Origin of the sequence: Hyphomonas sp. L-53-1-40 (assembly GCF_000682775.1) — a bacterium.
Classification (GTDB): Bacteria; Pseudomonadota; Alphaproteobacteria; order Caulobacterales; family Hyphomonadaceae; genus Hyphomonas.
Genome location: NZ_AWFI01000012.1, coordinates 200,587 through 222,658, shown reverse-complemented (window position 1 = coordinate 222,658; position 22,072 = coordinate 200,587). Strand labels below are relative to the sequence as shown.

Sequence of the window (22,072 nt, the reverse complement as noted above, 5' to 3'; positions counted from 1 at the left end):
CTTTCATTTCAACAAACTGTGAGGCCGCTACTTCTTGCGGCCACCAAGCACAGCAACAAGTTCCTCGACCTTTTCACGCCGGTCATCGACATTGCTTCCGGTCAGGGCATGATCCACACACGTTGCAATATGGTCATCCAGGATAACGGCCTCGAGACCGACAAGCGCGGCCTTCACAGCCTGCACCTGACGAATGACATCAATACAATACCGGTCGTCGGACACCATCTTCGTGATGCCGCGCACTTGTCCCTCGATGCGGGCAAGCCTCCGGGTCGCGGCCTCTTTGGTTTCAGTCTTCATGGCAAATACCCCATACAGGGTATACATATGGGGACCTCGTGAAGCAATTTCCAGTCTCTTTATGCGTCAGAAACGAAAGGTTCAGCCCAAGATGGACTGACAGTCATCACTCAATGGCATTTCCAGCTGCGGTCCACGCCTTCATCGAGCCGATATAGACATCGACCTCGGAGAACCCCTTCCGCATGAGCTGCGAGGCGGCAATGGTGGCCCGGGCGCCGCTTCCGCACATGACGGTGACGGGCTTGTCCGGGTCGAGGTCACTGGCCGCATCAGGCAGCTTGCCGACATAAGCGTGCATGCTGTCCTTGATGTGGCCGCTCTCATATTCATCGATGGCGCGGACATCGAGCAGGGTCCAGCCAGCCGGCGGGTTGTCTACGCGCGCGGCGACGGTTTCGGTATCGACGAAGTCGAGTGTGTCGAGCGGGCCGTTCTGGACCGCCACGGGCATGGCGCCGCTGACAAATCCGCTCACATTGTCGAAGCCGATCCGCTGAAGCGTGGTGGCCGCATCGACCGCCTGGTCGTCATCGCGCGCTACCAGCAGCACCGGTTTGTCGCCTGGCAGCAACCAGCCCGCGAAGGCGCCGCGGATCAATGACCGCAGCTTCGCCATCGGCGCTCAGGAAGTAGGAAAGGTGGGCAAGGCCCTGTGTCTTGATCTTTTCGAGTCTCGTTCTGTTTCGCTCCTTTTCGGGATCGAACGGGTCTGACTGGACGTGGAAGGCGCGTTAGTCCTCCGCGATGGCTGCCCCGGCAGCGTCGTCTGGATTGAGCGTGCCTTCGAAGGGGGGAACGGGGCGGCTCGCCGCCTCGCTTTCCGTCGATGCCGGTCCATTTTCCGCGATGTCGGAAATCAGCCATTCCATTTCCTTGATCTCGCTGCGCTGCGCCGTGATGATCTCGTCGGCAAGCTCGCGCACACGGACATCGTCGATGCCGGCGCGTTCACTTGTCATGATGGCAATGGAGTGGTGGGGGATCATCGCTTTCATGTAGGACCGGTCGTCGACAGTGCTCTGGCTGCGCACCAGCCAGAGGGCCAGGACGAACACGACCGCAGCGCCAATGAAAATGCCGAAATTGATCCGGCTGTCCTTGTACATGTTGAGCATGAAGCTCAGCATCACGACGGCCATCGCGGCGCCCATGATGAAGGCCATGTAGAAGCGCGTTTCGCTCCAGCGAACATGCTCCCACGCATAGGTGTTGAGGTACATCAGTCCAAACATCACGATCACCGATGTGATGATCATTGCTCCAAACCGCCAATAACTGTTCTTCATATCCACTTTCAACATCCTCCTTATACAGTGGTGGGGTATTTCCACGACTAACGGAGAAGTGTGTGAACAGGTTCCGAGTTAATCCGATTTTTGAATTCCGCCTGAAGTTGGACCATCCATTTGGTTTCGCATCAGGAGGAAAATGAAGGATGCCGAGCACGAAATCAGCAGGAAACCATTGAGTGATTCCAGTCCGGCCAGGAACCGCGAATGTCCGGTTGGATAGATATCGCCCAGCCCAAGCGATGTGTAGTTGACGAGGGAGAAATAGAATATGTCCATGAACCCGTCCGCTTCGCCGCCCTTGAAACCACCCAAGTCGAAGGCATCCAGTAGCGTAAAGCTGGTTGCATAGAGCGCTGCCTCAGCCAGGTGCGCCAGGCCTGCACCTACGATACCCGAAACAACGATCGGGAGACCTGAACGCGCTTCATGGTTCAGGCGTCGGTGCAGATGCGCCAGTGCGAGATAATGCAGCGTGCTTGCCAGCACAAAAGTGAGCAGTCCGATCAAGGTTGCAATGATCATGAATGGGCTTTGTGCTGGTCGTTTCCGGACTCCTCTCCGGGAGGATTGTCGCGGAGACGTTTCAGGAAGAAATGCTCGAATGAAAAGACTGCAGCCATGCCGAAAGCCGCGATCAGGATGATGACTGGATCGGCTTGCCACTTCAGGGCGATGAAGGCGATCAGGACGAAGGCATCGAGCGCCATCGCACAGATAAGGATTGCAGGTGCGGCGCCAACATCCTGTCTCAAATGCCGGAAGACGCCCCAATGGATGATGATATCCATGACCAGATAGAAGATTGCGCCAAGCGAAGCGATCCGACTGAGATCGAAGAAAGCCGCGAGCAATCCGGCAGCCACAACCGTATAGACGAGCGTATGACGCTGTACCGTTCCGGGCATGCCGAAATGTCTATGCGGAATCAGGTTCATGTCGGTCAGCATGGCGAGCATGCGGGAGACGGCAAACAAGCTAGCAAGCAGGCCTGACGCTGTCGCGATGATCGCAATCGTTACGGTGAACCACAATCCATAGTTTCCAAGTGCTGGCCGGGCCGCTTCGGCGAGGGCATAGTCCTTCGCCGCAACAATCTCCGAGACAGTGAGGGTTGATCCGACAGCGAAACAGACAAAGAGATAGATGAAAGTGCAGATCGCAAGTGAGATCATGATGGCCCGCCCGACATTGCGGGTCGGTTGCTTCACCTCGTCGCCACTGTTCGTGATGGTGGTGAATCCCTTATAGGCCAGGATGGCGAGCGCGACGCCGGCCAGGAACCCACCGGCAGATGTGCTGTCAGCGAAACCGTCTGCTGCTGGCTGGAAGCTGAATCCGGCAGCCCAGATCGCAATAAGCGCGAAAATCAGTATGCCACCAATCTTGAGAATAGCCGTGACCTTCGATACGCCGCCGATCACCTGATTACCGGCAATATTTATCACGAAAGCCAGGATAATCAGTCCGATTGCCAGCAAGGGGACGAATATGCCGCCCTCGACGCCAAACAGCTGCAGCGTGTACGTGCCGAACGTGCGGGCGACCAGGCTTTCATTGATGATCATCGAGAACGCCATCAGCAGGGCGGCGCTTCCGGTCACGGTAGACGGGCCGTAAGCGCGTTGGAGTATCATCGCGATGCCGCCGGCGCTAGGATACTTGTTGGAGACCTTGATATAGGAATAGGCGCTGAAGCCGCTGATGATGGCTGCCGTGAGGAATGCGAGCGGAAACAGGTCGCCTGCAAATTCAGCGACCTGACCGGTCAGGGCAAAGATGCCGGCACCGATCATCACGCCCGTCCCCATGGCGACGGTGCCCGCCAGCGTCAGTGACCCATGCTTGTAGTCATCCTCACTCATGGTCTTGCCGGTTCGGAGACCAATTGCGTTCCCCGATAGGAGGCATATGTCCTGGCATCCTCTCCAGAGAAGATGATGACATCATACCGATCTGGCGCGTTCGGTGTTTCCATGCCGGGAGAGCCTTGCGGCATGCCGGGCACCGAGACGCCGTTGACGTCAGGCTTTTCTTCGAGCAAGCGTCGTATTTCCCGAGCGGGAACGTGACCTTCAACGACATATCCGGCGACTTCTGCGGTATGGCAACTCATCAGTTCATCCCGAACACCAAGCCGTGACCGAATGGGTGTCAGGTCCTCTTCCTCTTTCACGATGACGTCGAAACCCTCGTCATGCAGGTGGTCCACCCAGGCGGCGCAGCAACCGCACCATGGCGTCTTGTGTACAGTGACTGTTTGCGCGTTGGCTGCGGGTGACGCGGAGAAGAGCATCATACCCGCTATCAGGGCTGCAATCATCAGCGCACCGAGCGCGCTCATAGCAAGTGGTCTGGACATGTCTGTGCTCCGGAAAATTAGAGTTTAAGGGTTCTCAGCCGCAAGGCGTTGCCGATAACAGATACGGAACTGAAACTCATGGCGGCCGCCGCGATCATCGGGCTCAGTAACAAGCCGAAGAAGGGATACAGAATGCCAGCGGCAACCGGCACGCCAAGCGTATTGTAGAAGAACGCGAAGAACAGGTTCTGGCGGATGTTGCGCATCGTGGCGTGGCTGAGCTCCCGGGCCTTTGCGACCCCGATCAGATCGCCTTTCACAAGCGTTACACCGGCACTCTCCATGGCCACATCGGTTCCGGTTCCCATGGCGATTCCGACATCCGCCTGAGCGAGCGCGGGCGCATCATTTATGCCGTCACCGCACATGGCCACGCGGGCACCGTTCTTCTGGAGTTCGGACACGATCCGATGCTTGTCTTCAGGCGAGACGTCGGCGTGAACCTCATCGATGCCGACCTTGTCGGCGACCGCGCGTGCTGTCGTCTCATTGTCACCTGTCAACATCACAATCTTCAACCCTTCGGCATGAAGACGTCTGATGGCTTCCGGTGTCGTCTCCTTGATCGGGTCCGCCACAGAGACAAGGCCTGCCGGTTTTCCGTCGACGGCGGCGAACATAACCGTCTGGCCTTCGGTGCGGTACTGGTCAGCGCGTGTCCCGAGGTCGTCAGACCAGCCCCCGATCCGCTGCATCATCTTTCTGTTGCCGATGGCGACGGTTTGGCCGTCGACGCTTGCCTGCGCACCTTCGCCAGTGACGGATTCAAATCCGTGCGCATCCTTGTGAGGCGCGCCCTTGCCTTTTGCGCCACGCACGATCGCGTCGGCAAGTGGGTGCTCGCTCAAACGTTCCACCGCGGCTACGAGACTAAGCAACGAGGCTTCGTCGAAGCCTTCGCCTGGCTGGACGCGTACCAGTTCGGGGCGTCCGAGCGTCAACGTCCCGGTCTTGTCGACCACGATCGTATCGACCTTCTCAAGCGTCTCCAACGCTTCAGCATTCTTGATCAGGATGCCGTTGGACGCGCCCTTGCCCGTGCCGACCATGATCGACATCGGGGTTGCCAGACCTAGCGCACAGGGACATGCGATGATCAGGACGGCAACGGCATTCACGATCGCAAAAGCCATCGCCGGGTCGGGTCCGAACACGGCCCAAACGACAAAGGTCAGGATTGCAATTCCAATAACAGCCGGAACGAACCAGGCAGCGACGAGATCAGCGAGCCGCTGGATTGGAGCTCGGGACCGCTGAGCGGCGGCAACCATTCGGACAATCTGGGACAAGAGCGTGTCTTCGCCCACATGTGTCGCCTTCATAACGAGCGACCCGGTTCCGTTGACCGTGCCGCCGGTCACACGGGCGCCAGCGGCTTTTTCGACGGGCAGGGGTTCGCCGGTGACCATGGACTCGTCAACCGACCCATGGCCGTCGACGACCTCGCCATCGACCGGGATCTTCTCACCTGGCCGGACCCGCAGCTTGTCGCCAGACTTTACATCCGCGAGATCGACATCCTGTTCGCTGCCATCGTCAGCAATCCTGCGCGCAGTAGCAGGGGCAAGCTCCAGCAGTGCACGAATGGCTCCTGAGGTGGCGTTGCGCGCGCGCAGTTCGAGCACCTGGCCAAGTAAAACCAGCGTAACGATGACGGCGGCCGCCTCGTAGTAGACTGCTACCGCGCCGCCATGCCCACGGAATGAATCGGGAAATATGCCAGGCGCGAATGTTGCGACCAGGGAATAAATATAGGCCACGCCGACGCCCATCGCGATCAGGGTGAACATGTTGAGGTTGCGTCGCTTCACGGATTGCCAGCCGCGCACGAAGAAAGGCCAGCCGGCCCAAACGACAACGGGAGTCGCGATCAGGGCCTGAAGCCAGACACTCCATGTCGGATCAATCCAGTGCCTGAGCGGGCTGCCGGGAATCATTTCGCCCATGACAAAGGCGAGCAGTGGCGCCGAGAAGACAAGGGCGACCCAGAAGCGCCGCGTCATGTCATCCAGTTCGCTGGTATCCTGCTCGGCCGTCACCGTTTCCGGTTCGAGCGCCATGCCGCAGATCGGGCAGCCTGTATTGGCAGTTTCGCGTACCTGCGGATGCATGGGACAGGTCCAGACGGTGCCGGCATAGCCGATCGGAACCTTGTCATAGGCATCATCGGGCTTCTGTGGAGCGGCCTGATCGTTGTGATGGCACGCATGTCCGGAATGGGCGTGAGAAGTGTCGTTGGTCATGGCTCTGACTCTTTCAGCAGGAGTGCTTCACAGGATGAGGGTATGCATCACTTTTATGCGCTGCTGTTTCGGTTGAAGAAGTTGAACAAGGGAACGAACAGAAGGGCGATGTACCAGCCATAGAGATAGCTCTCGACAAGGCCGATCAGGAAACCGGTCAGCGTTCCAAACTCAAATCCGGGCAGTAGATCCTGCCATGCTGGATGCATGTGAAGGCTGGACGGCGTCACACTCCCCCAGCCGACGCACAGCAAATAACTGACGAGCAGGAACAGAGACAGCGAGTGTCCGACGGGGATGATTTTCATTCTGACCTCCAGCGGTCCAGGCAAGAGCAAGTAGGAGAGTCATAGTATAGTACCCCTAGGGGGTATATTCAATATCATCGCCGCTTGCCGGTTGCTTTTCAACTTGGCCGGCAAGCGGCAGTTTGGATTTCCTCCTTATCGCGGCGCACGGGAGGACGAGTGCGTGTGAATGACCTGCCAGGTGCCGGCGACCTTGCGGAACAGCACCGTTTGTTTCCCGATACGCTCCAGGCGTTCGCCATTGGAGCTGAACGTTCCACTGATCGCTGTGTCCGCGACAGCCCATGCAAAGTCACTTCCCTCGAATCGCACGTCTATATTCGAGAAGTCGAGTTCGAGATCCGGAATGGTATCTTTTTCGGGCTCGACATGATTTTCGACAAGGTCGAGCAGGCCAGTATTCTCGCCGCCTGACTCAAAGTACCGGGCGCCTGACCAGTCGAGAAAGTTCTGTCGGAACAGTTCGCCATCGCCGGTCTCCCAACCGGTTTCGATCGCGGCCATGATATCCAGGATCGCCTGTTCATCAGTCGAGACCGGTTTGGTGTCGTGATGGCCGTCGGAGTTGTCGTGTCCGGCGGGGACCGTGCCTGACATTTCTCGATCAGCTGCACCGTCGGTATGGTCGTGATCATGTCCATCGCCGCTCGCCGATGATCCATCCATCGTGTCGGATGGAGGCGCTCCGTGAGCGTCTTGATGATCGTCTGTTGAATTTACGGTGCCTTGGTCGCCATGACCGGCTCCGCCGCCATGATCATGATCGTGGCCTGGCCCGCTGGCTTCAGGAAGGGTCTGCACGCCAAGTCCGTACTTGTAGACAATTGTGCCTCCCCACCACGCTGTAACCGTCAAAAGACCTGCCACCGCCAGGGCACTGATCGCAAATACCGGGCCGGGCGACGAGGCCCTTCTCAGCCAGCGCCAACCGGCGAGGGCCAGTAATGCGAGGCCCGTGGGAACAGCCCAGTTGCGATGGGTTGTCATCGCTTCATGGGACGGCGCATCGTGAGCAACGCTGTAATAGGCCTGAAACCCGGCCGCGATGGTGGCCAGAACCGCCAAGGCAGCCAATGCCAGCATCCAGTCGGCGGCCGGTCGAAGGCTGTCGCGCCAGCGGCCTGCAGGTACGAGGAGGCCAGCCACATATGCCAGGGCTGCAGATGTGCCGAGGGCATAGGTAAAATGCACCAGCACGGGGTGAATATTGGGTTCTATGAAACCGCCCATTTTGTTCTCCTAATACCAGGTCCGCAGGCCCACGAGAAAGACGATATCGTCGCCTTCACCGCCTGCGGCTTTGATCATGTCGCGTGTCTCACCGAAGGCGCTTTGCCATTCGACGCCGACATAAGGCGCAAACTCCCTCCTGATTTCATAACGAAGCCGCAAGCCGGCATCGAGTGTGCTAAGTCCCGCGCCCGTTTCCCTTTCCGGTATGTCCTGCGCGGAAAGATTTGCTTCGATCCGAGGCTGCAAGATCAACCGCTGGGTCAGGAGCAACTCATATTCAGCCTCGATGCGGGCCGTTACATCGCCTTTTTCACTGAGAAAGGCGGAAGCGTCGACTTCGAACCAGTAGGGCGCCAGACCATTCAGTGCGACGACCCCATGCGCGAGACTATCCGGTTCGATGTCGTAGCGAACGCCCGCCTGAACATTCCAGAAAGGCGCAACCGCGCGGGAATAGAGCGCCTGGATCTCGGCATCATCCACGCCCTCTCCATTCAGAGAGGCGCGGCCCTCGCTCTTGAACCAGAGCTTGTTGATATCGCCCCCATACCAAGCCTGTCCGTTCCAGTACAAACTGTCGCCCTCGTCAGACATCTGAGCCTCGAGCTGGTTGAAGAGGATGTAGAAGCTCTTCTGGTCTCCGCCTTCCGCAAGAACGTCCCGGCGAGCGTCCGCCATTGCATCCTCGCCGTAGATGGCGTCGGCCTGATCCCAGGGCGGGGTTTGATTTGTGTCTTCCGCGAACGCGCTGCCGGTCGCGTAGAGCGCGAAGCCGAGGAGGAGAGGGGCTGCCAAATTCGGTTTCATCATGATTTTCCCTCCCCATGGTTCATGCCGTGATGGTCCATGGGCATATTCATCTGACCTGCCGGCATTTTTTCAGCTGGTGTCGTATCGTCTGCTGGCGGAATGACGCTGACGACCTGCATCATGCCAGCGTGCATGTGGTAAAGCAGATGGCAGTGGAACGCCCAGTCACCGACATGTTCTGCGGTGATGTCGACGCTGACCCTGTCTGCAGGCTTGACCGTTACTGTGTGCTTTCGAGGCATGTGATGACCACCGCCATTCACGAGATCGAAAAACATGCCGTGCAAATGGATCGGGTGTGGCATCATTGTATCGTTTACGAGCGTCAGGCGAACACGTTCACCCTCGTAGAACTTGATTGACTCGGTTACCTCGGAGAATTTTACACCGTCGAACGACCACATGTAGCGTTCCATGTTCGACGTCAGATGAATGACAATTTCGCGGCCAGGCGGGCGATGGTCCTCATTCATGTCGAGCGCGCGAAGCTGGTTATAGGTGAGCGTGCGGTGGGGGACATCATCAAGCCCGAGACCGGGTTCGCCCAAGCGGCTCATCGTCATGCCTGATACTTTTGCGACACCGGGGCCGCGCTCTATATCTGCTTCGATCTTGACGGGCTGGACGGCCGCACCGTTGGGGTCAGGCTGCATGGACATGGTGCCCATGTCGTGACCTTTCATGGCGTGATCCGACATGTCCGTGTCCATGCTGGTGTCGGGACTGTGATCCATACCCTCCATGCCTGACATGCCCGCCATGTCTCCATGGGCCATTCCCATGTCCCGCATGGTCAGCATCGGCACGGCTCGAAGCGCAGGCGCATCGGCCCGCATACCGGCACGCGGGCCGAGCGTGGCAACGGCCTGGCCGGAGCGGTCGATCGATTCGGCAACAAAGGCGTAGGCGCGCGCTTCGGTCGGCGCGATGATGACATCATACGTCTCGGCCACGCCCATCTGGAACTCGTCGGTCTCAACCGGCTGGACATTCAGACCGTCGGCCTGGACCACCGTCATCGGCAAGCCCGGGAGGCGGACATTAAAGAGGGTCATGGCGGAGGCGTTGATAATGCGCAGGCGAACCCGCTCGCCCGGCTGGAAGACCATATTGAAATTATCGGCCGTCGAATGGCCATTGATCAGGTAGGTGTAGGTTTCGCCCGTCACGTCTGCGAGATCGCGCGGGCTCATTCGCATCTGCCCCCACATGCCGCCAAGTCCGGTTGGGTTCGACAGGGTCGGGCGGTTGAAATTCAGGCTCTCGGCATTCTTCTTGAGCTTGTCGAAGATCCGGTGCGGATGCGTGAAACTCCAGTCGCTGAGGACGAGAACATATTCCCGGTCATAAGCCACTGGGTCTGTACCTGCCGGATCTATGACGATCGGACCGTAATGGCCGAGTTGTTCCTGCAGACCAGAATGGGAGTGATACCAGTAAGTGCCATTTTGCGGCACCTTGAACTGATATTTGAACGTTTCGCCCGGTTTGATGCCCGGGAAGCTGACGCCCGGCACGCCGTCCATATGGAAGGGGACAAGCAGTCCGTGCCAATGGATCGAAGTGTCTTCGGCAAGCCGGTTGGTGACGTTCATTGTAACGTCATCGCCCTCGCGCAACCGCAAGAGCGGACCGGGAAGTGTGCCATTGATTCCGGTTGCCATACCGACTTTGCCGTTGAGCCTGACCGGGAACTGCCCGATTTCGAGGTCGAAGCGCGTGCCCGAAAGTGAGGGCACACCAAGGTTTCCGTTGCTGGAAGATTTTGCCCAAGCGGGCAGGAGGCTGCTTGCCCCCCAGGCTGCGCCGGTGCCGAGCACCGTCTGCAGCATATGTCGTCTGTTCAACATAATCGTCTCCGTGAGGTGAATTTATGCAATCGGGCTGCTAATGCAGCGACGCACGAAATCAGCTCAGGGAACGCACCTTTAATGTGACTGGCGTTTGTTGCAGCAGGTAACTTCGGACCTCAGGCCAGGGCGTGCGGACATTGACGACGCGCTTCCATGCGTGTTGCCATGAGGGTGTAGCAAGCCCGATGGGCGTCGTATCGCCTAATACGTGCTGGACCGGGTTCGCCGTCTTGTCGGCTTGGGCGACCGTTGCTGTCTGAAGCTTGCAGTGATCAGTCTCATCATCGCAGGGCGCCTCAGGCCCATCGGCGGGCGCCTGGTGAGAATGAGCGGTGAACTCGGTTGCCATGCTGTTCGTCGCCGACATATCGACGGGACACGCGCAGAGCACCTGCGACAGGCTGAAAAATACCGTCACGAGAGTTGCGACAACAAAGTTCATGACTACCACTTATACCCCATAGGGGTTTAAATCAAGAAAGAACCTCTGAGCACTCAAGGTTTGTCGTAACGGAGCAGGATCAACCCAGACCCGCGGGTCAGTCCCGAGCGAAAAGTTGCATGGCTACGCTCCAGCGCGAATTTGAACGGCCAGCAAATCATGTTAGCGATGTGAATGTCGCTGATAGGCAGCGTCGAACTTTGACAACACGAAAGGGCTGCACCACAGTTTGCACTACAAATTGCAAACAATCTGCACAACAAGCGAAGTTTCGAGCGCCATAGTGCGTTGAATTAATTTAATTTCAAGCACGATTACCGGGCGCGTCACTCGCGCCATTTCTTTCAGGGTGACGCCTGACACCTCCCTTGAAATCATTGAAATTACCTGGAAAAGCTCAGGCGCTCTAAGCCGTTTCGCCCGTCGTGCACCACAAAATGCGAACTGATTGCACTACAAACGGCGATGAAGCATTTTCACTTGGATCAAAATTCCTGAAGGAAAGCAACGGTTGGTGGCACTATGTCTGGTGTGTCCCGACCTGCTTCAAAGATCTCGACAGACGCGGCGTGATCCAGGGCGCCCTGCGTACCCGATCTCTGGAAGTTGCCATGATGCCCCGCAACGGTCTGGCTGAAGCGGACGAGGCGTTGCGGAGCAGTCTCGCGCTCCAGACTGAGGATACTGCTGAAACAGTCTAAGCTGAAGCCTCAAAGACGGGCCAGGAGTCAACAATTTCTCCGTCTTCGTAAACGGCGATATCCCCGAATTGCAGGAAGACTGCTTCGCTCTGGTGCGGACGAAGAAATACGAATTCGTCTGGCGCGATTTGCAGCTCCGGCCCACCATTCAGCATTTCCTGGTTGGAGGAGCGTCCGAACGTCGAATTGTATTTCAGGCCGGGCGGATCAACCGGGTCGGCGAGCCAGTGGCCTCCATAAATGAATATGGTCTTGCTGTAGTTCGGATCCCACGCCCGTTTGGTGTTGTCGGCGAACTCGAGGCCGGGCATTCGAGTTCTGGCGACAGATTTGATGACCGGTGTTGCAATGAAGCTCGCGGGCGTATGGGGCTCCAACAATTCAGTGTCAAAATGCGTTGGCTTCATCAGGCACGACCCTGCAGAGACTTCATTCGCAATCGAAGTGTCCTCGTAGTAACGATAGGTCGGACTGCCTGCTGCGTTTCGGGTGATTTGCTCTATGGCTTCCTTGCCAAACACCTCAGCGGCTTGATCAAGCGCCGCCCTGTATGAACGCCAAGCTCCTGCGAGCGCCTTGTCGCGCCAGCCCAAGCTCGTGGGCAGGCTGGGAATATGCGGTTCGTAACCCATGAAACCCGCAAATTCCAGATTCGGGTCCAGTTCTATTTCGTGCAACACGCTCCCCAACTCGGAACCTGGTTCAAAGCCGCCCCTGTGGAGTCCTACATCCAGTTCCAGATTAATATTCAGGGTGCGACCAGTATCCTTTGCGAGTTCCTGGTACTGCTCAAGTCGCTTCGGAGTATCTATGAGCCATTGGACGCGACCTGCCGCATCAGAGCGCTCGGGCGGCAGTTTGTGAAAGTATTGGCGCGCAGCCTGAATGGGCAGGGGCTTGCCAAGCAACTGGCTGGCTTCGGGCACTTCCGTGCTCAGTGCCAGCAGCATGGGTAAATTGAATGTCATCAACCGATCCGTGCCGGTTCGCTTGCGAATATGGTCAATCAATCGAAGCGATGGCAGGGACTTGGCGACAATACGATATCCCATGCCCTGCGGCAGGTGTTGTTTCAGCGTATCAATATTGGCGTTGAGCCGTGCGCGATCGATCACCAGGGTCGGTGTTGCGATCCCTGCATCGGTGAGAGCTTTTTGCATTTGCAAGAAATAAGGATCTCTTGGTCCGCTCTTGTCACTGGGTTTCGACATGAGAGTTGCTACTCCTGCTAAAGCTGTTCCTCCGATCAAGAGTGTCCTTCTGCTAAGTTCAGACATTGAAGGGAACTCCAAACACATCGGCGAGATGGGGGTTCAGGAATTTTCCAGTCGGATCGAGCGAACGGCGCAAGTCTGCGAACTTGGTAAAGTCCGGATAGAGAGCTTCCAAATCTTTGCGTTGCAGGCTGTGGTGTTTGCCCCAATGGGGGCGGCCGCCATACATTTTGAAAACTGGTTCGAACTCGCTGAAGAAATAATCATAGGCTTCGTCGATTGCCGCATGGATCGCGATGGATATTCGGGGGCCACCAAGGAACGGGCTAAGCCAAGCATCGTCGGGAGCGGTAAACCGGACCTCCATGGGAAAGAAGACGTGCTTTCGCTGATCCATCATTTTGATGATCTGCCTCAAGGCCTTGAGACCATCGTCCCAAGGGAGGTGATACTCCATCTCATTGAACTTTATCGGGCGGGTCGTGGCCAGGAGCTGGAGTGAGGTATCGGTGACATCTTCAATCGTGCCGCTGGGAAGAGCAGATTGCGCAATGCGTTTTCGGAGCCAGGGCCACCACCCGAATTCATTCCGTAGCTGTTTAAGGCCCTCCAACATTTCATCGTCATCGTTGGAAGGTTCCAGGCCGGTCGTCTCTCCGTGATGCAGATCGTGAGTGATACTGGCAGCGAGTCCCGTACCTGGAAGATAATAGAATTCGAAATTTCGATATGAGCTGGCACGGGAAAAAGCGTCATCGAGTACGGCATCTATGGGTTCTGCACTAACGATACGCCTCAGATTGAAGGAGGGGATAGTCTCAACCGTGTACTCGCTGATCACACCCAGCGCACCGAGAGAGACTTTGCCCGCAGAAAACAGATCGGGGTTGGAATCGGCCGTGACGTCCAACAGACTGCCGTCGGCAGTTACCAGTTTGAAGGAGTGGATGTAGTCATGGAGTGCGGTCAGGGTTTGGCCTGCGCCGTGGGTGGCGGTCGAGAAGGATCCCGCGAGTGTTTGGTCGACAATGTCGGGAAGGTTTGGAAAGGCCCGATCAATCTCATTCAATTGGGATGCTGCCTGAAACAGAACGGTTCCAGCGCCAAAGGTCGCGCGCTGAGTTACAGGGTCATAGGCCTTCAAGCCGGCGAGCTGCCCAACATCCAGAATAACTCCTTCACTGGGTACGAGCCCCGAAAAAGAATGGCCGCTGCCTCTTGGGCGGATGTGTCCTGGCGTAGTTCGGATGATTTCTGAAAGTTCGGCAGCTGACGCTGGAGACCGAAACTGTTTGGGCGTGGCAGTTTGCGCGCCTGACCAGTTCCTCCAGCTCTCTTCGCCAATAGGTGGCTCAGGATAATCTGGAGCGTAGTCTTCGCGGACATAGTCTCTCGTGCCCCACGCTACGTGTTGAACCATTGGAATGGCAGATACTGCCGTGAGTCCGAGGCCAGCTTGAATCACTCTCCGTCTGGATACTCCCATTGCGCCAACCTCCCCAAAATGGTAGCGATGACTATCGATAGGCAGCCGCCCCTGAACTGTCAATGAAGTATGTTTGAGTGATGACAACGAAAATCGAACCCAACACCACAAGACGATCCGCTCCTAACCAGCAGCGAAGTCGAGACACGCTTGAGCAGATTTTGATCGCCGCGGCTGACTTGATTGAGGAGGTCGGGTTCGAGAAACTCTCGACAAACATGATCTGTAGACGAGCTGAACTCACGCCGCCGGCATTGTACCGCTACTTCCCGAACAAATATTCGGTCCTGAAAGAACTGGGCGAGCGACTGATGGCTCAGCAGAATATTTTGATGGAGAATTGGAGCCTCGACGCAGGTGACTTGAGCAATCTTGAGGCTGAAATCGAAACGCTACTCTTCGAGACAATACGGGTAACTCGACAGACCAAAGCAGGCGCGTGGATTATGCGGTCCATGCATGCCACGCCTGTATTGGCGGGTGTCAGGGTTGAGTCTCACCGACATGTTGCGCGATTGTTGGCGGAACGGATAATCGAAACACGACCTGATCTTGATCATGGACGTATCCTGCCATCAGCGAGGCTGAGTGTTGAGATCGGGTATGCGGTGGTCGAGATGGTGTTTGATGAACGGTCGATTGATGAAGGCGAGATCCTTCGGCAGACGGCTTCCATGTTGGCCTTCAGTTTGCGACAAGCGATGAGCCATCAAGCTTAGTGCGATAGCTGGCGGCGGACGTCGCCCTTGTGATGTGCTGTTGACCCAAGGTCGAACTCAAATCTCTCAGACGTTATTTGAAGGCGTTGCCGCTCCGTATGCCGATAGCCTTGAAGACCAGTGCGGCCGGACAAAAACCGGTGAAGGCGGCCTGAAACATGTTAAGCCCCGCAAAAGCAGTCAGCAGGAACCAATAGGGGGATACCCAGTATCCCAATGCGAGGCTGATCAGAACGACCAATCCGGCAAAGGCGAGTACGGCACGATCAAGATTCATATCTGTTACCTTTCGTCAGATACTGTCAGGCGCTGGTTTTCAGAATATTCAGGCTATTCACCCACTGGATGATTGTGGGCGCAGTCATTACACCAGACCGCTGATCAATCACGCTGCCGTCTTGGAACAACAGGAGGGCAGGAATGCCGCGAACATTCAAAGCGGCTCCACCTTCCGGATGGGCTTCCGTGTTGAGTTTGAAGAAGCGAAGATTGCCATCAAAGTGCTTTGCGGCCTCGGCAAATGAAGGCGCCATCATCCGACACGGTCCACACCAAGGGGCCCATACATCCAGGAGAAAACTGCCTTCGTCACGGGACATGAGTCGGTTGAGAATCTTCGTGTTGATTTCGACGGGAGCATCGCTGGCAAGGTCACCCTTGCACGATCCACAATGGCCTCTCGCCAAACTACTCCCTATGGGCGTACGATTTACAGCGCCACATTTGGTGCAAACAATATGCTGGTGATCAGGCATCAGGAATGGTCTTTCAATTTATGAGCCTTCAGTAGACCCAACGCTGCATTTTCATAGAAGGTTTCAGACTGGCCTGTACGCAGCTTGTGTAGGAAATACTTTTCGAATCCCGCCTTGGCCAAGTGTACCCATCCCCCGGAAGCCGACCAGTTAACATTGCGAGGGGGGATCTGGGGCTGCGCAACGAACGCCACGCCGCCATCGCCGAAGTCAGCGAGACAGATCGCATTCCAACTCGCCTTGTGTGTTGGCTGGGTTCCTTCGATAAGCTGCGCGATGTTGCGGGCGGTTGCTTCCACCATGGATTCGATCATGAAGCCTGTTTTGGGTACGCCAACTGGCACGGGCGTTTTCCCCATGGGCGGAATCGCGATGCAGACGCCAATACCAAAGATATTCGGCCACCGTGGATTGCGCTGAAATTCGTCCGTAACCACGAAGCCCTTGGGGTTCACCAAGCCTTCGACATCCCGCACGGCGGCTACCCCTCTGAATGGCGGCATGAGCATCGTATACCGGGTCGACAGTTCATGTATTTGCTTGACAGAGCCGTCTTCATTCAACTCTTCCACACGTACCATGTCGGCTTCGGCCTTGAGTACTCTGGCGTTGGTGATCCATTTGATATGCCGATTGCGCATCTCACTCTCGAGCAGACCTTTCGTATCTCCCACGCCATCGAGACCGAGGTGACCAATATAGGGTTCGGGGGTGATAAAGGTCATCGGCACCTGATCGCGAATCTTTCGTTTGCGCAGTTCGGTCTCAATGATCATTGCGGTTTCATAGGCTGGCCCGAAACAGGAAGCCCCCTGTGCCGCTCCAATCACGATTGAGCCGGGGTTCTTGCAAAAGGTCTCAAAGGCCGAGGCTCCTGCTTCGGCATGGTCGATGTGGCAGACCGATTGAGTGTGGCCGTTCGGGCCGAGGCCTTCGACATCATCGAAGGCGAGTTCGGGGCCCGTGGCTATGACCAGATAGTCGTATTCTACCTGCGACCCATCCGGCATACGCACGCATTTGTTCGCGGGATCAACTTTTTCTGCCCTGCCGACAATCAAGTTGACGTTTCGCTTGCGGAGGGGTTTTGCCAAGTCGACCGTGATGTCCTTGCGATCCCGCCACCCTACCATCACCCAGGGATTGGAGGGTTGGAACTGGTAGTAGTCCGTTTCGCTGATGATCGAAACCTGATGGTCCCGCCCGAGGGTCTTTTTGATTTCGTAGGCGGCGATCAATCCGCCTAGGCCCGCGCCGAGAATTACAATGTTCGCCATGACCAATCCTCCTTGCCGGAAACATGTTGTATATTAGCACTTTCGCAAATACGCAATATTACCTATATAGGTCACGATGGCATTGAGCTAAATCAAAGACCGACTGCGCGAATGCGACCGGTGGCTTGGCAGAGGAAAAAATCATGGCTGATAAATATGACCTGACACCGCAAAGTGTCTTTACAGACCTCAAGGCTGGCAAGATCGTATTGGTCGACGTCCGCGAGCCTGCAGAATTCGCAAACCAACGCATTCATGGCGCATTGCTGCACCCTCTATCCACGTTTGAACCCAAAGCGATTCCTGCGGATGGAAGCAGGCGGATCGTGTTTCAGTGTGGATCTGGCAAACGGTCCAGAATGGCGCTCAACACTTTCATGAAGGAAACAGGCGCAGACGCGGCTCATCTGGCGGGAGGCATCGCGGCCTGGACGTCGGCAGGGCAGCCCTGCATTCGGCTGGACCCGGCGACGGGTGCGATCGTTGACAAGGGAGACTATTGAGATGGTCGCCCGACATATCGGTGGTCTCATTGTTGGCTTGGCGCTGAGCATGACTGCCACCGCGCAGACACTGACCATTCAGGAGTCCATCATCACGGATTTTCGTCCGGTTGTGGGGCGTATTGAGGCGAGTGATACAGCTATGGCGCGGTCTCGCCTTCAGGGTGTCATCACACAGTTGAGCATCGATGAGGGCCAAACGGTCAAGGCTGGTGAGGTGCTCGCCTTCGTGGCTGACGACACGATAGCGCCGCAAATCAATGCACTCCAATCTCGCGTCGATGGATTGACGGCGCAAATGACACAACAGGAAGAAGACCTCGCCCGCGCGAGCAAACTGTTAGCAGATGGATTTTATCCCAAAGCCCGGTTCGAGCAGGAAAAGGCCGCTCTGGATGTTGTGAAGGCCAATCGAGCCTCCGCAGAGGAAGAACGCCGCAGTCTGATCGCCCGTCGGGCGGAAGGGTATGTCCGCGCGCCAGTTGACTCACGAGTGACAGATGTACTCGTGGTTGAAGGCAGTGTGGTGTCTCCGGGGCAGGTCGTTGCCAGCCTCGCGACGCTGGACGGACTGGTACGCTTGTCCTTGCCGGAGCGGCATTTGAGCTTTCTTGCCGAAGGCGGAGAAGTTTCGTTACGCCTGCCCGCGCGCGACAATGACGTGCGCACAGCACGCATTGAGAAGATTTATCCAGCGCTGCGAGACGGTGCAGTGGTCGCGGACGCAGTTGTGGATGGCGGATTGAATGCGCTGGTGGGCGAACGGGCCGATGTGCTCGCCCCGGTGGGTGATCGCCGCGCGATCAGTCTGCCACAGGAATACGTCACCACGCGCTATGGCGTGGACTTTGTGCGCGTAAAGGTGGGTGATCGCTTCGTTGAGGCCCCCGTCGTGCTGGCGGAGCCATTAGTTTCCAATGGGGTCTTTGAGGTGCTTTCAGGTCTGCGGCCGGGCGATGTGGTTGCACTGCCGGGAGCGGAGAATTCATGAAAGCCGATGTCTCCGGCTCCATAACGCGAGCCACGATCCGTTCACCGCTGACGCCTCTTGTCTTGCTGGCCGCTCTTGCCGTGGGGTTGATTGCCCTGCTGACGATACCCCGTGAAGAAGAGCCGCAGATTTCTGTGCCTATGGTTGATATTCTGGTGCAATCACCGGGATTGCGAGCGGCTGACACGGTCGAGCAGGTTACCGAGCCTCTGGAAGAAATCATCAAGGCAATTCCCGACGTCGAGCATGTCTACAGCCAGAGCCGGGATGATGGTGCTACCGTCACGGCTCGATTCATGGTCGGCACAGATGCTGATGATGCCATCCTGAGAATACACGAAAAGATTCGCGCCAATATCGACCGCATCCCACCTGAAGTTCAGATGCCGCAAGTCGTGGGGCGCGGCATTGACGATGTTCCCATCGTTACATTGACGCTGTCCCCGGAAACGTGGACCGGAAACGTCTGGAACGATACCAGCCTGCGCATGCTCGCCGATGAGGTTCTGAAAGAACTCCTGAAGGTGGAGGATGTCGGCCTGACTGACGTTATTGGGGGACGTAGTCTCGAGCTTCGCGTTGAACCCGACATCGAGGCGCTGTCTTCTTATGGCGTCTCGCTTCAGGCGTTGGTCGATGTGACGGCGCAGGCCGTTCAGGCGCGTCCCATTGGTACGGCTCGCGGCTCTGGCGACTCGATCATCATTCAAGCCGGTGACCGGATTGCCGCCGTGGGCGATCTCGAACGGCTAGAAATTCAAGCTCCCGATGGTCGCATGGTTTATCTTTCCGACGTCGCGCGGGTTCGTGTCGCTGGCATTGAGACTGAAGCGCGAGCCTGGACGCTGGAGCGGAGTGCTGAGCGTTCGGAGTTCGAATCATTTCCTGCCGTTACGCTTTCACTGGCGAAACGACCAAGCGCCAACGCGGTGGTCGTTGCGGACCAGATCCTCGAGCGTCTTGAGCTATTGAAACGTGAAATGATACCTGAAGGGGTCCATATTGCCGTCACCCGCAATTATGGTGAAACGGCAAACCACAAGGCGAATGAATTGCTGTTCCATCTTGGGCTAGCGACCGTTTCGATTGTTGTGCTGATCGCGTTTTCCATTGGTTGGCGCGAAGCCTTGGTTACCCTTATTGTCATCCCCACGACCATCCTGCTGACCCTGTTTGCGGCACTGATGATGGGATACACGATCAATCGGGTCAGCCTGTTCGCGCTGATATTCTCAATCGGCATTCTGGTTGATGATGCGATCGTCATGATTGAAAATATCTCCCGGCACTGGGCGATGAAGGACGGTCGAACACGCGCACAGGCCGCCATTGATGCGGTATCGGAAGTGGGAAATCCCACCATTGTGGCTACACTGACCGTTATTGCAGCCCTCTTGCCCATGATGTTCGTGTCGGGACTCATGGGCCCTTACATGGCGCCCATTCCAGCAAACGCGTCGGCCGCCATGCTGTTCTCTTTCTTCGTCGCGGTAGGAATCGCGCCTTGGTTGCTGATGAAGATTGCCGGGCAGGCACCTGTCAGTGGTCATTCGGAGCATGAGGAAACCCGCCTGGGTCGCTTCTACCGATCCGTTGCCAGTCCAATTGTTGCCAGCCGGAAAAATGCCTGGATTTTCCTGGGCCTTGTCGGTGTTGCAACGCTGGCATCACTCACTCTATTTGCCACTAAGGCTGTTACCGTCAAGCTGCTGCCCTTTGACAACAAATCGGAAATTCAGATCGTGCTGGACATGCCCGAAGGCACGACGTTGGAAGAAACTGAACGCACGCTGTTTGCCCTCGCTGCGACGATGTACGATGTAGAGGAAGTTGAATCGGTTCAGGCATATGCTGGCACAGCCGCGCCGTTCAATTTCAATGGGTTGGTACGTCATTATTTCTTGCGCACCGCACCCGAATTGGGGGATTTGCAGGTCAACCTGCTGGAAAAGAGCCACCGAGACCGATCCAGCCATGACATCGCTCTTGTCTTGCGGGACCAGTTACATGTCGTTCCATTGCCCGAAGGGGCGAGTGTGAAAGTGGTGGAAGTGCCGCCCGGTCCGCCAGTCCTTTCGACACTGCTGGCCGAGATATACGGCCCGGATGCCGAAACGCGGCGCAAGACGGCCGATGTGATTGAGCAATTGTTCCGGGACACGGAGTACATTGTCGATGTGGACAATTCCTTCGGAGGACCGCAACCGCGTCTCGTCCTTTCCGTGAATGAGACGATTGCGGCTGATCAGGGCGTCGCTGAGCAGGATATACTGGATTCGCTGGCGTTGATCTATTCGGGTCAGATTGTAGGTGTGGCACCCCGCGGCGAAGGACGTGACCCACTCTCCGTATCGATCCGTCTACCGAAATCTGCGCAGGTCTGGTCCGAGCGCACGGCCAGTTTGCCGGTTCCCATACAGTCGGGCGCGCAAGCTGTCGAACTCGGCACGCTCGTGGACGCCCGGATGGAAGCGGGGTCATCGACGATTTTCCGGAGAGATGGCTACTTCGCTGACATGGTCATGGGTGAGCTCGCCGGTCGGTTCGAGGCGCCGATATATGGCATGCTGGAAATTCAGGATCAGGTAGAAGCGTATGATTGGGAAAGCGCAGGGCTGGAGCAGCCTGCCATCCGACTCTATGGTCAGCCATCTGATGAATCGAAACCTTCCTTGCTCTGGGATGGCGAGTGGGAAATCACCTATGTCACTTTCCGTGACATGGGTGTGGCGTTTGGGGTGGCTCTGGTCGCCATATACATTTTGGTGGTCGCCCAGTTTGGCACGTTCCGGACACCCCTCGTTATCCTGACACCTGTGCCGCTCACTCTTATCGGTATCATGATTGGGCATTGGCTGTTCGGCGCGGCCTTTACGGCGACCTCCATGATCGGCTTCATTGCCCTTGCCGGGATCATCGTTCGAAACTCCATCTTGTTGGTCGACTTCGTTCGGCATGGCCAATTTTCGGACAAGCCATTGAAAGAAGTTCTACTGGATGCGGGCGCGATCCGCTTCAAGCCAATCCTGTTGACGGCGCTGGCGGCGATGATTGGTGCGGCAGTGATTCTGACAGATCCGATCTTTCAGGGACTCGCGATTTCGCTCCTTTTCGGGCTTGCCTCTTCAACGGCTCTGACGGTGCTCGTGATTCCGGCGATCTATGTGGCGCTGAAGGGCCCAGATTGGGTGGCGCCAGCGGTTTCTGATGGCAATGATGATCTTTCCACAGAAGGCCGGACGGCATGAGCGAGCCTGCCGACCCACGTCCCGATCCTGATTCAGTTGATGCGCTGTCGGATCAAGTATCCGAAGTTTGCGCGACACTGCGGGCGATGGCCAATGAGACCCGTCTGCGCATTCTCTGCGAGTTGTTTGACGGTGAAATGCCGGTAAACCAGATTGCCGAGGCAGTGAACCAATCGCTATCAGCCGTGTCGCAACATTTGTCGAAATTGAAGGCCGAGGGGCTGGTTGCGTCGCGACGGGACGGTCAGGCGATATTCTACCGTTCGACCGGAGGCGTTGGCACGGCAGTCATAGAGACTTTGTGTAAGTTCTACGACCAGTAATTCCCATGG

The 22,072-nt window shown here is 56.9% G+C and carries 23 protein-coding genes; 6 read left to right on the top strand and 17 right to left on the bottom strand.

Annotation, left to right across the window (positions count from 1 at the left end; all coding sequences use genetic code 11):
• Nucleotides 1–27: 27 nt before the first annotated feature.
• The 12 genes from L53_RS06980 to L53_RS06925 form a co-directional block, all read right to left on the bottom strand.
• Nucleotides 28–303: a metal-sensitive transcriptional regulator gene (locus L53_RS06980; RefSeq protein WP_034798806.1), complete on the bottom strand. Its 276-nt coding sequence runs from the start codon at nt 301–303 to the stop codon at nt 28–30.
• A gap of 106 nt (nt 304–409) precedes the next feature.
• The gene (locus tag L53_RS06975; RefSeq protein WP_233347636.1) at nt 410–922 is read right to left on the bottom strand and encodes a rhodanese-like domain-containing protein; all 513 of its coding nucleotides are present in this window, start codon (nt 920–922) and stop codon (nt 410–412) included.
• 115 nt (nt 923–1,037) lie between these two features.
• Nucleotides 1,038–1,607, bottom strand: a complete 570-nt coding sequence (locus tag L53_RS06970; protein WP_233347634.1) for a DUF305 domain-containing protein — start codon at nt 1,605–1,607, stop codon at nt 1,038–1,040.
• A gap of 63 nt (nt 1,608–1,670) precedes the next feature.
• Nucleotides 1,671–2,120 (bottom strand): ion channel, encoded by a 450-nt coding sequence (locus L53_RS06965; protein ID WP_034813593.1) that lies wholly within the window; start codon nt 2,118–2,120, stop codon nt 1,671–1,673.
• Nucleotides 2,117–3,460, bottom strand: a complete 1,344-nt coding sequence (locus L53_RS06960) for an APC family permease (RefSeq protein ID WP_034813592.1) — start codon at nt 3,458–3,460, stop codon at nt 2,117–2,119. Before L53_RS06960 ends, L53_RS06965 begins: the two co-directional genes overlap by 4 nt.
• Nucleotides 3,457–3,957: a DUF411 domain-containing protein gene (locus L53_RS06955; protein ID WP_034813589.1), complete on the bottom strand. Its 501-nt coding sequence runs from the start codon at nt 3,955–3,957 to the stop codon at nt 3,457–3,459. The genes L53_RS06960 and L53_RS06955 overlap by 4 nt, the downstream gene beginning before the upstream one ends.
• A 17-nt stretch (nt 3,958–3,974) precedes the next feature.
• Nucleotides 3,975–6,200 carry a copper-translocating P-type ATPase gene (locus L53_RS06950; protein ID WP_034813586.1) on the bottom strand — a complete coding sequence of 742 codons (2,226 nt, stop codon included), beginning with the start codon at nt 6,198–6,200 and terminating at the stop codon, nt 3,975–3,977.
• Nucleotides 6,201–6,253: 53 nt separating this feature from the next.
• The gene (locus tag L53_RS06945) at nt 6,254–6,508 is read right to left on the bottom strand and encodes a hypothetical protein (RefSeq protein WP_034798659.1); all 255 of its coding nucleotides are present in this window, start codon (nt 6,506–6,508) and stop codon (nt 6,254–6,256) included.
• 135 nt (nt 6,509–6,643) lie between these two features.
• On the bottom strand, nt 6,644–7,738 hold the full coding sequence (locus L53_RS06940; protein ID WP_034813583.1) for a DUF2231 domain-containing protein: 1,095 nt from the start codon (nt 7,736–7,738) through the stop codon (nt 6,644–6,646).
• A 9-nt stretch (nt 7,739–7,747) separates the two neighbouring features.
• On the bottom strand, nt 7,748–8,551 hold the full coding sequence (locus L53_RS06935) for a copper resistance protein B (RefSeq protein WP_034813580.1): 804 nt from the start codon (nt 8,549–8,551) through the stop codon (nt 7,748–7,750).
• Nucleotides 8,548–10,401 carry a copper resistance system multicopper oxidase gene (locus L53_RS06930; RefSeq protein ID WP_034813577.1) on the bottom strand — a complete coding sequence of 618 codons (1,854 nt, stop codon included), beginning with the start codon at nt 10,399–10,401 and terminating at the stop codon, nt 8,548–8,550. The genes L53_RS06935 and L53_RS06930 overlap by 4 nt, the downstream gene beginning before the upstream one ends.
• Nucleotides 10,402–10,459: 58 nt before the next feature.
• The gene (locus tag L53_RS06925) at nt 10,460–10,846 is read right to left on the bottom strand and encodes a hypothetical protein (protein ID WP_034813575.1); all 387 of its coding nucleotides are present in this window, start codon (nt 10,844–10,846) and stop codon (nt 10,460–10,462) included.
• A 437-nt stretch (nt 10,847–11,283) separates the two neighbouring features.
• Here L53_RS06925 and L53_RS06920 point away from each other — a divergent pair, with 437 nt between their 5' ends.
• Complete coding sequence (locus tag L53_RS06920) at nt 11,284–11,547, top strand: hypothetical protein (protein ID WP_034813571.1); 264 nt, start codon at nt 11,284–11,286, stop codon at nt 11,545–11,547.
• Here L53_RS06920 and L53_RS06915 read toward each other — a convergent pair.
• Together L53_RS06915 and L53_RS06910 are read right to left on the bottom strand one after the other, a co-directional pair.
• Nucleotides 11,544–12,758 carry an alanine racemase gene (locus tag L53_RS06915; protein ID WP_198019759.1) on the bottom strand — a complete coding sequence of 405 codons (1,215 nt, stop codon included), beginning with the start codon at nt 12,756–12,758 and terminating at the stop codon, nt 11,544–11,546. The two genes, L53_RS06920 and L53_RS06915, sit on opposite strands and share 4 nt — an antisense overlap.
• Nucleotides 12,759–12,816: 58 nt before the next feature.
• The gene (locus L53_RS06910) at nt 12,817–14,181 is read right to left on the bottom strand and encodes a D-arabinono-1,4-lactone oxidase (protein ID WP_233347632.1); all 1,365 of its coding nucleotides are present in this window, start codon (nt 14,179–14,181) and stop codon (nt 12,817–12,819) included.
• 146 nt (nt 14,182–14,327) lie between these two features.
• Here L53_RS06910 and L53_RS06905 point away from each other — a divergent pair, with 146 nt between their 5' ends.
• Complete coding sequence (locus L53_RS06905; protein ID WP_051607684.1) at nt 14,328–14,966, top strand: TetR/AcrR family transcriptional regulator; 639 nt, start codon at nt 14,328–14,330, stop codon at nt 14,964–14,966.
• A gap of 73 nt (nt 14,967–15,039) precedes the next feature.
• On the opposite strand, the gene L53_RS06900 is transcribed toward L53_RS06905, so the two are convergent.
• The 3 genes from L53_RS06900 to L53_RS06890 form a co-directional block, all read right to left on the bottom strand.
• Nucleotides 15,040–15,243: a DUF2892 domain-containing protein gene (locus tag L53_RS06900; RefSeq protein WP_034813564.1), complete on the bottom strand. Its 204-nt coding sequence runs from the start codon at nt 15,241–15,243 to the stop codon at nt 15,040–15,042.
• Nucleotides 15,244–15,268: 25 nt separating this feature from the next.
• Nucleotides 15,269–15,565 (bottom strand): co-chaperone YbbN, encoded by a 297-nt coding sequence (locus L53_RS16745; RefSeq protein ID WP_198019758.1) that lies wholly within the window; start codon nt 15,563–15,565, stop codon nt 15,269–15,271.
• Nucleotides 15,566–15,720: 155 nt separating this feature from the next.
• A complete protein-coding gene (locus L53_RS06890; protein WP_034813558.1) occupies nt 15,721–16,998 on the bottom strand; it encodes an NAD(P)/FAD-dependent oxidoreductase in 1,278 nt (425 codons plus the stop codon).
• Nucleotides 16,999–17,141: 143 nt separating this feature from the next.
• Here L53_RS06890 and L53_RS06885 point away from each other — a divergent pair, with 143 nt between their 5' ends.
• The 4 genes from L53_RS06885 to L53_RS06870 are packed head-to-tail and all read left to right on the top strand — an operon-like array spanning nt 17,142 to nt 22,063.
• The gene (locus tag L53_RS06885; RefSeq protein WP_034813555.1) at nt 17,142–17,501 is read left to right on the top strand and encodes a rhodanese-like domain-containing protein; all 360 of its coding nucleotides are present in this window, start codon (nt 17,142–17,144) and stop codon (nt 17,499–17,501) included.
• A gap of 1 nt (nt 17,502) precedes the next feature.
• Entirely contained in the window at nt 17,503–18,492 is a 990-nt protein-coding gene (locus tag L53_RS06880; protein ID WP_034813553.1) for an efflux RND transporter periplasmic adaptor subunit, read from the top strand.
• Entirely contained in the window at nt 18,489–21,740 is a 3,252-nt protein-coding gene (locus L53_RS06875) for an efflux RND transporter permease subunit (RefSeq protein WP_051607682.1), read from the top strand. Before L53_RS06880 ends, L53_RS06875 begins: the two co-directional genes overlap by 4 nt.
• Nucleotides 21,737–22,063 carry a metalloregulator ArsR/SmtB family transcription factor gene (locus L53_RS06870; protein ID WP_034813549.1) on the top strand — a complete coding sequence of 109 codons (327 nt, stop codon included), beginning with the start codon at nt 21,737–21,739 and terminating at the stop codon, nt 22,061–22,063. The genes L53_RS06875 and L53_RS06870 overlap by 4 nt, the downstream gene beginning before the upstream one ends.
• Nucleotides 22,064–22,072: the final 9 nt, after the last annotated feature.

Excerpts from the sequence above, each read along its gene's own strand:
- L53_RS06900 (WP_034813564.1), bottom strand. The coding sequence starts at position 15,243 with ATGAATCTTGATCGTGCCGTACTCGCCTTTGCCGGATTGGTCGTTCTG.
- L53_RS06880 (WP_034813553.1), top strand. The coding sequence starts at position 17,503 with ATGGTCGCCCGACATATCGGTGGTCTCATTGTTGGCTTGGCGCTGAGC.
- L53_RS06925 (WP_034813575.1), bottom strand. The coding sequence starts at position 10,846 with ATGAACTTTGTTGTCGCAACTCTCGTGACGGTATTTTTCAGCCTGTCG.
- L53_RS06970 (WP_233347634.1), bottom strand. The coding sequence starts at position 1,607 with ATGTTGAAAGTGGATATGAAGAACAGTTATTGGCGGTTTGGAGCAATG.
- L53_RS06960 (WP_034813592.1), bottom strand. The coding sequence starts at position 3,460 with ATGAGTGAGGATGACTACAAGCATGGGTCACTGACGCTGGCGGGCACC.
- L53_RS06910 (WP_233347632.1), bottom strand. The coding sequence starts at position 14,181 with ATGGTTCAACACGTAGCGTGGGGCACGAGAGACTATGTCCGCGAAGAC.
- L53_RS06935 (WP_034813580.1), bottom strand. The coding sequence starts at position 8,551 with ATGATGAAACCGAATTTGGCAGCCCCTCTCCTCCTCGGCTTCGCGCTC.
- L53_RS06885 (WP_034813555.1), top strand. The coding sequence starts at position 17,142 with ATGGCTGATAAATATGACCTGACACCGCAAAGTGTCTTTACAGACCTC.
- L53_RS06875 (WP_051607682.1), top strand. The coding sequence starts at position 18,489 with ATGAAAGCCGATGTCTCCGGCTCCATAACGCGAGCCACGATCCGTTCA.
- L53_RS06915 (WP_198019759.1), bottom strand. The coding sequence starts at position 12,758 with ATGTCGAAACCCAGTGACAAGAGCGGACCAAGAGATCCTTATTTCTTG.
- L53_RS06950 (WP_034813586.1), bottom strand. The coding sequence starts at position 6,200 with ATGACCAACGACACTTCTCACGCCCATTCCGGACATGCGTGCCATCAC.
- L53_RS06930 (WP_034813577.1), bottom strand. The coding sequence starts at position 10,401 with ATGTTGAACAGACGACATATGCTGCAGACGGTGCTCGGCACCGGCGCA.
- L53_RS06980 (WP_034798806.1), bottom strand. The coding sequence starts at position 303 with ATGAAGACTGAAACCAAAGAGGCCGCGACCCGGAGGCTTGCCCGCATC.
- L53_RS06920 (WP_034813571.1), top strand. The coding sequence starts at position 11,284 with ATGCGAACTGATTGCACTACAAACGGCGATGAAGCATTTTCACTTGGA.
- L53_RS06940 (WP_034813583.1), bottom strand. The coding sequence starts at position 7,738 with ATGGGCGGTTTCATAGAACCCAATATTCACCCCGTGCTGGTGCATTTT.
- L53_RS06955 (WP_034813589.1), bottom strand. The coding sequence starts at position 3,957 with ATGTCCAGACCACTTGCTATGAGCGCGCTCGGTGCGCTGATGATTGCA.
- L53_RS06965 (WP_034813593.1), bottom strand. The coding sequence starts at position 2,120 with ATGATCATTGCAACCTTGATCGGACTGCTCACTTTTGTGCTGGCAAGC.
- L53_RS06890 (WP_034813558.1), bottom strand. The coding sequence starts at position 16,998 with ATGGCGAACATTGTAATTCTCGGCGCGGGCCTAGGCGGATTGATCGCC.
- L53_RS06870 (WP_034813549.1), top strand. The coding sequence starts at position 21,737 with ATGAGCGAGCCTGCCGACCCACGTCCCGATCCTGATTCAGTTGATGCG.
- L53_RS16745 (WP_198019758.1), bottom strand. The coding sequence starts at position 15,565 with ATGTCCCGTGACGAAGGCAGTTTTCTCCTGGATGTATGGGCCCCTTGG.
- L53_RS06975 (WP_233347636.1), bottom strand. The coding sequence starts at position 922 with ATGGCGAAGCTGCGGTCATTGATCCGCGGCGCCTTCGCGGGCTGGTTG.
- L53_RS06945 (WP_034798659.1), bottom strand. The coding sequence starts at position 6,508 with ATGAAAATCATCCCCGTCGGACACTCGCTGTCTCTGTTCCTGCTCGTC.
- L53_RS06905 (WP_051607684.1), top strand. The coding sequence starts at position 14,328 with ATGACAACGAAAATCGAACCCAACACCACAAGACGATCCGCTCCTAAC.